At 53.5% G+C, this 7103-nt stretch carries 6 protein-coding genes; 4 read left to right on the top strand and 2 right to left on the bottom strand.

Annotated features, from left to right (window positions below; genetic code table 11):
* The first annotated feature begins 323 nt into the window (after positions 1–323).
* The 4 genes from mutH (at position 324) to KQJ18_RS19890 (ending at position 3319) form a co-directional block, all read left to right on the top strand.
* Entirely contained in the window at positions 324–1019 is a 696-nt protein-coding gene (mutH, locus tag KQJ18_RS19905; RefSeq protein WP_038633327.1) for a DNA mismatch repair endonuclease MutH, read from the top strand.
* A 75-nt stretch (positions 1020–1094) separates the two neighbouring features.
* Complete coding sequence (locus KQJ18_RS19900) at positions 1095–1808, top strand: TerC family protein (protein WP_038633330.1); 714 nt, start codon at positions 1095–1097, stop codon at positions 1806–1808.
* A 145-nt stretch (positions 1809–1953) separates the two neighbouring features.
* Positions 1954–2172, top strand: coding sequence for a lipoprotein YgdR (gene ygdR / locus KQJ18_RS19895; RefSeq protein ID WP_038633333.1), 219 nt, complete (start codon positions 1954–1956; stop codon positions 2170–2172).
* Between the two features lie 106 nt (positions 2173–2278).
* Positions 2279–3319 (top strand): NADP(H)-dependent aldo-keto reductase, encoded by a 1041-nt coding sequence (locus KQJ18_RS19890; protein WP_038633335.1) that lies wholly within the window; start codon positions 2279–2281, stop codon positions 3317–3319.
* Between the two features lie 84 nt (positions 3320–3403).
* Here the strand turns inward: KQJ18_RS19890 and lplT are convergent, their stop codons facing one another.
* Both lplT and aas read right to left on the bottom strand, forming a co-directional pair.
* Positions 3404–4597: a lysophospholipid transporter LplT gene (gene lplT, locus KQJ18_RS19885; protein ID WP_038633338.1), complete on the bottom strand. Its 1194-nt coding sequence runs from the start codon at positions 4595–4597 to the stop codon at positions 3404–3406.
* The gene (gene aas / locus KQJ18_RS19880; protein WP_087856759.1) at positions 4590–6749 is read right to left on the bottom strand and encodes a bifunctional acyl-ACP--phospholipid O-acyltransferase/long-chain-fatty-acid--ACP ligase; all 2160 of its coding nucleotides are present in this window, start codon (positions 6747–6749) and stop codon (positions 4590–4592) included. The genes lplT and aas overlap by 8 nt, the downstream gene beginning before the upstream one ends.
* Positions 6750–7103 lie beyond the last annotated feature (354 nt).

Below are 7103 nucleotides of genomic sequence, written 5' to 3'. Positions count from 1 at the left end.
TTGGTTTTATCCACAGATTATGCCAATAAGTTAGGCACAATTTGTGTAAAAATTCGATTTTCGTCGCACGTCAAGGCTGTAAATTGAAACAGTAGTGGGGGTTTTTCACAGTTATCCCATCTTTCTGTGGATAACATGGTGTAAGATCCTGTTCATTGTCAGTGACCAGAATTGGAAAACCCGCATTGCTGTTGCGCAACTGCGCGCGCGTGAATATAAAAACCAATATAAATCATATAATTGAATAAAGCATGTGGAAAAAGATAAACTCTGTCCACACGGTATAAAATCATTGCTCATTTTTTCACCTAAGGGTTGACCCGATGCCAGAACTCCATCCGTTACTTTCTCCGCCTGACTCTGAAGCCCAATTGCTGACTCAGGCGCGGCAGCTTGCGGGCTACTCGTTGGGAGAATTGGCGACCATGGCGGGACTCGTCACCCCCAGGGATCTCAAGCGTGATAAAGGCTGGATTGGCGTCCTGCTGGAAATTTGGCTGGGCGCCAGCGCAGGCAGCAAGCCGGAGCAGGATTTTGCGGCGCTGGGCGTGGAGTTGAAAACGATCCCTGTGGACAGTCTTGGCAGACCGCTGGAAACCACCTTCGTATGCGTAGCGCCGTTAACTGGCAATACAGGCGTCACCTGGGAAACCAGCCATGTGCGGCACAAACTTAAACGCGTACTGTGGATCCCGGTAGAGGGTGAACGCAGCATTCCACTGGCTGAACGTCGCGTCGGCTCGCCCTTGCTCTGGAGCCCGAACGACGAAGAAGACCAGCAATTACGGTTGGACTGGGAAGAACTAATGGACATGATTGTGCTAGGCCACGTCGAACGCATCACCGCTCGCCATGGGGAAGTGTTACAACTGCGTCCCAAAGCCGCCAATGCCCGAGCGCTTACCGAAGCGATTGGCGCCCATGGCGAACCCATCCTGACCCTGCCGCGCGGGTTTTATCTGAAAAAGAACTTCACGCGCGCATTGCTTGAGCGGCATTTCTTATTCCAGCCGCAATAGGCACTGCCCGGCCTTTCACCCGCCGCGTTACGGGCCTATAATTACCGCTTCTTTTTTTTGGCAGGACTTTGCTCGATGTTATTTGCATGGATAACCGATCCTAACGCCTGGCTTGCGCTCGGTACGCTGACGCTGCTGGAGATCGTTCTTGGGATCGACAATATTATTTTCCTCTCTCTGGTTGTAGCCAAACTTCCGACAGCGCAACGCAATCATGCCCGACGTATTGGGCTGGCGGCAGCAATGATTATGCGTCTGGCGCTGCTGGCCTCTATCGCCTGGGTAACACGGCTGACAAACCCGTTGTTCGAGGTATTTGGCGAGGCGATTTCGGCGCGTGATCTGATCCTTCTGCTCGGCGGGTTGTTCCTGATCTGGAAAGCCAGTAAAGAGATCCACGAATCCATTGAAGGTGAGGAAGAGGGACTGAAAACCCGCGTCTCTTCATTCCTGGGCGCGATTGTGCAGATCATGTTGTTAGACATTATCTTCAGTCTGGATTCCGTAATTACAGCGGTAGGCTTGTCTGACCATCTGTTTATCATGATGGCGGCGGTGGTGATTGCCGTGGGCGTGATGATGTTTGCTGCTCGCCCAATTGGTGAGTTTGTCGATCGTCACCCTTCAGTGAAAATGCTGGCGCTCTCTTTCCTGATTCTGGTCGGTTTTACGCTGATTCTGGAAAGTTTCGACGTCCACGTTCCAAAAGGATACATCTATTTCGCCATGTTCTTCTCTATCGCGGTAGAGACACTGAACCTGTGGCGTAATAAAAAAAATCCGCTCTGATGAAATCTGTCGCTCCCCGCAAGGGGAGCGAATACCGCGCCGGACCTACCTCTTCTCACAGTTTAAGATTTTACTGCTTTCGTCATGCATAACTTCGCGTTATTACTAAACTATTGTCAGACGCAGGCCATGAGAGGATAAGCAGATGAAAAAATGGGCAGTTTTGATTTCCGCCGTAGGACTGGCTTTTGTAGTTTCTGGGTGCAGCAGCGATTATGTAATGGCGACAAAAGATGGCCGAATGATCCTGACCGACGGAAAACCAGAGATTGACGACGATACCGGTCTGGTGAGCTACCACGATCAGCAAGGCAATGCGATGCAGATCAACCGCGACGATGTATCTCAAATCATTGAACGCTGATGGTTGAGGTCAGCAGCGCGCTGGCCTTAACAATTTTACTTCCCTTTTTCTCTTCCCTCAGCCATTTTTATAATCCTTATGTTGTGATTATAAAAAGGAAACGGCTATGCAATATCACCGTATACCCCACAGCTCGCTGGAAGTCAGTACACTGGGGCTGGGCACAATGACGTTTGGTGAACAAAACAGCGAAGCCGACGCCCATGCACAGCTCGATTATGCCGTGGCACAAGGCATAAATTTGATCGACGTTGCCGAGATGTATCCGGTACCGCCGCGTCCTGAAACCCAGGGGCTCACCGAAACTTACGTGGGCAACTGGCTAGCCAAACACGGTAGCCGCGAAAAGCTAATCGTGGCGTCGAAGGTCAGTGGGCCATCACGTAACAACGACAGCGGCATTCGACCAAATCAGGCGCTGGACCGTAAAAATATCCGTGAAGCGCTGCACGACAGTCTGAAAAGACTGCAAACCGATTACCTGGATCTGTATCAGGTTCACTGGCCGCAGCGCCCCACCAACTGCTTTGGTAAGTTAGGCTACAGCTGGACGGACTCCGCGCCGGTCGTCTCCCTGTTGGATACGCTGGACGCGCTGGCTGAGTTTCAGCGCGCGGGAAAAATTCGCTACATCGGCGTTTCCAATGAAACCGCGTTTGGCGTGATGCGTTATCTGCATCTGGCGGACAAACACGATCTGCCGCGCATCGCCACTATCCAGAATCCCTACAGCCTGCTGAACCGTAGCTATGAAGTTGGACTGGCAGAAGTCAGCCAGTACGAAGGGGTTGAACTACTGGCCTATTCTTGCCTGGGCTTCGGTACGCTAACCGGTAAGTATCTGAACGGCGCGAAGCCTGCCGGCGCACGTAATACGTTGTTTAGCCGTTTCACACGCTACAGCGGTGAGCAAACGCAAAAGGCCGTTGCAGCCTATGTGGATATCGCGAAACGCCATAATCTGGATCCTGCGCAAATGGCGCTGGCATTCGTGCGTCGTCAGCCGTTTGTCGCCAGCACCCTGCTGGGAGCAACGACGATGGAGCAGTTAAAAACCAACGTTGAAAGCCTGCATCTGGCGTTGAGCGAAGAAGTTCTGGCCGAGATTGAAGCGGTGCATCAGGTGTATACCTATCCTGCACCATAACGGTTAGTGCCTGATGGCGCTACGCTTATCAGGCCTACAGAAAGCATTCCCTGTAGGCCCGATAAGGCAACTACACGTAACAGACTAATGGCGGCGCTGCCAAATCCATAGCGCCGCAATCGCCAGCGCAAACAGCGCGCCAAATCCAATACCAATCGCTACCGCCGGGATCCCCACCAGCACCGCCAGCGAGTAAATACCCAGCATCAGCAGCATCGCGCTGTTTTCACCCAGGTTTTGCACCGCAATCGCATTACCCGCACCGACGCTTTTCTTGCCCCGCTCCTGTAACAACGCATTCAGCGGCACCACAAAGAACCCGCCTGACACGCCGATAAGCATCAGCAACGCGTAGGCCGGAAGCAGCGCATGTTGCAGCGAGAAGATCAGCACCACGACGCCAATCAGGATCCCCGCAGGCATACAGCGCGACACGGTTTCCAGCGTCACCAGCTTCGCTGCCGCACCCGCGCCGACCACAATCCCAATCGCCACCATGGCATTCAGGTAAGTAGGTGTGGCGTTATCGGTGATGCCCAGCGCCACCGGCACCCACAGCACCAGCAGAAAACGCAGCGTGACGCCAGCGCCCCAAAAGAGGCTGGTTCCCACCAATGAGAAACGCGTTTCACCGTTACGCCACAGCGAAGTGGCCGCACAGAAAAAACTGCGGGTCATTTTCCCCAAATGCCAGGACTGGCCAGGGCGAGCCGCAGCCAGCTTCGGGATAAACAGGTTAGCCACCACAGCGCCCGCATAGGCCAGCGCACAGGCAGAAAGCGCAGCAATCACGTGCCAGTCGGCCAGCACGCCCCCCGCCACAGAACCGAGTAAAATCGCGGCAATGGTGGAGGCTTCCATCAGGCCGTTAGCTTTCACCAGTTTGTCGCCAGTGGTCAGTTCACCGAGAATGCCATACTTGGCTGGTGAATACGCCGCCGCGCCGATCCCCACCAGCGTATAGCCGAGAAACGGATTAACGCCGAAGCAAATACTCGCCGCGCCCAGCAGCTTCATGCCGTTAGCGAACATCATCACCCTGCCTTTGGCAAAGCTGTCCGCCACCTGCCCGACAAAGGGCGCAAACAGGATGTAAGCGCCCACAAACACCATTTGCAGGATCGGCTGACTCCAGTCCGGATAAAATTGTTCCTTAAGCAAAGCCAGCGTGGCGAACAGTAAGGCGTTATCGCCAAACGCCGACAGGAACTGCGCGGCGATAACGGACATCATCCCTTTGGACCAGATAGAAGTGTTAGTGTGCACTGACTCACTCATGTTGTTTTTCCGGCTCATCGACCCAGCTTTTCAGCGTGACAAAATCCGGCTTACCGCTGCCGAGTAATGGGAGTTGTTTCAGGTGGCGAATATCACGCGGCACGGCAAGTTCAGGCACGCCGTGCGCTCGCGCATACTGCTGCAGTTTTTCGCGCGTCAGTTCACTGTCGGTGGTGAACAGCACCAGCGCCTCGCCTTTGCTGGCATCGCTTTTGATCGCCGTGGCGTGCATTTTATCCGCAGATACCGCCAGCGCCAGTTGCTCAACCATTTCCAGCGAGACCATCTCTCCGGCAATTTTAGCAAAACGCTTGGCGCGTCCCTGGATCTGCACAAAGCCGTTTTCATCAAAGCGCACGATGTCTCCGGTGTCATACCAGCCGTGCTCAATCTCACCCTGCGCATTTTCTGCCGTCGGCACTTCCAGCACGCCGGGTTTTTCGACGCGCAAATAGCCGCTCATAATATTAGGGCCTTTCAGCTGTAAACGCCCTCCGTCCTCAATGCCTGGAACAGCTAACAGTCGGGCATCCATACCGGGCAAGATGCGCCCTACCGTTCCTGATTTCGCCGCCATCGGCACGTTGATCGACACCACTGGCGCACATTCCGTCACGCCATAGCCTTCAAGGACACGCAGACCAAATTTCTCCTGCCACAGCTGTTTTGTGGTGTCTTGCAGTTTTTCCGCTCCCGCCACCACATAGCGCAGACGGTGAAAATCATAGGGATGCGCGAAACGCGCGTAGTTGCCAAGGAACGTTGACGTCCCAAACAGTACGGTGCAGTTCCGGTCGTAGACCAGCTCCGGCACAATGCGGTAATGCAGCGGGCTGGGATAAAGAAACACTTCTGCGCCGGTCAGCAACGGCGTGAATAATCCCACCGTCAGACCAAAGGAGTGGAATAGCGGCAATGCAGACATAAAGCGGTCATCGGCGGTGAAATCGGCGATGGTTTTAATCTGCTCGACGTTCGCCAGAATGCTCTTGTGGCTGTGTACCACACCTTTCGGATGACCTTCCGAGCCAGAGGTAAAGAGGATTACCGCGGCCTCTTCCGGCTGCTGTTTCACCTGCGCCAGATGCGGCGCCAGCAGGTGTGAGAAAATCCACAGCTTATCGCTAAACGTCACATCGGCTTTCAGGTCTTCCAGGTAAACCCAGCGCACCTGGGTGAGCTGCTCCGGTAAATGCCAAAGTTTGCCTTTATCGAGAAACTGTCGGGAAGTGAAGATAGTTTTGATTTCTGATGCAGTAATGGCGCTGGTTAGCCCTTTTACACCTGCTGTATAGTTCATCATCGCCGGAATACGTCGACGCGCAATAGCGCCAAAAATGACCGCCGCGCTGATCCCCGCGTTTGGCAGCATCAGGCCAATTTTTTCACCCTCAGAGGTATATTTTTCCAGAATACGGGCCACAAACAGCGTCTTAGTCAACAGCTTACGGTAGCTGTCCGGCGTAAAGTTAACATCTTCAATGCAGTTTTTGCCTGCGCCATAGCGATATTTCGCCGCCAGCAGAGACTCATAAAGCGTTTCACGCGGACGTACCGCCATGCGCGCTTCCATCATAATTTGATGCAGCATTTCACCCGCGATTTTGCGGCGATCGCGAGCACGCGGCGCTTCCGGCATCGGCATATGGGTCGGCGGCAGGATGTGCAAGCGAATACGCGGGAAGAAGCGCTGTTTAACCAGACCTTTCAGGCGACTAAAGCGTGACAGCTCCGCGCCTTCGATGCGCACAGGAACCACCGTGGCCCCTGACTTTGCCGCAACAAACCCGGCGCCGTCATAGATTTTCATCAATGAACCGGTAGTCGAAATACGCCCTTCCGGGAAAATAACCACCGGACGCCCCTGCTCGACCAGGCGAACCAGATGTTTAATCGACATCGGTTTGGTCGGGTCTAACGGCACGAAATCAATCAGCGGGGTCAGCCAGCGCATGTACCATTGCTGACTAATAGAGGTGTAAACAGCAAAAACGGGGCGGATCGGTAAAAAAAGCGCCAGCAGGATGCCGTCGATAAATGAGACATGGTTGGGAGTAATTAGAACGCGTTCTCCCTGTAGCGCGCTGATATCTCCCGTGACGCGAACGCGGAAAAGCACGCGAAACAGATTACGAAAAAAGCCAAATAGCATCTCAACTCCCTGTGCCATTAATTACATAAACATTAATGATGGGAGAGTATACGAGTTGGGGAATGGGCGCGACAGGTAACTGGTGAATTCAATCCGAAAAAAAACCTGCGCATCCGCGCAGGTCGGTGCAAGAGACAGGTACGAAGTGCGTACCGAATAATCTCACCAATCAATACCTCTGGGATCTTGATTGTGGTCGTCAGCAGCCAGATACGCCAGTGCGAAAACGCAAAGGAATGAACCCAAATGCAACGAGTTGTGTAAATTATCGGTTACTGTTACAGATAGGCCGAAGACAAAAAAAAACCTGCGCATCTGCGCAGGCTGGTGTAAATCTAGTGATCAACCCGAAAG

Origin of the sequence: Citrobacter sp. S55_ASV_140 (genome assembly GCF_018919505.1) — a bacterium.
In the GTDB taxonomy this organism is placed as follows: Bacteria; Pseudomonadota; Gammaproteobacteria; order Enterobacterales; family Enterobacteriaceae; genus Citrobacter; species Citrobacter werkmanii.
Note: the sequence above shows the minus strand (reverse complement) of the source record. Positions and strands in the feature narration are given on the sequence as shown.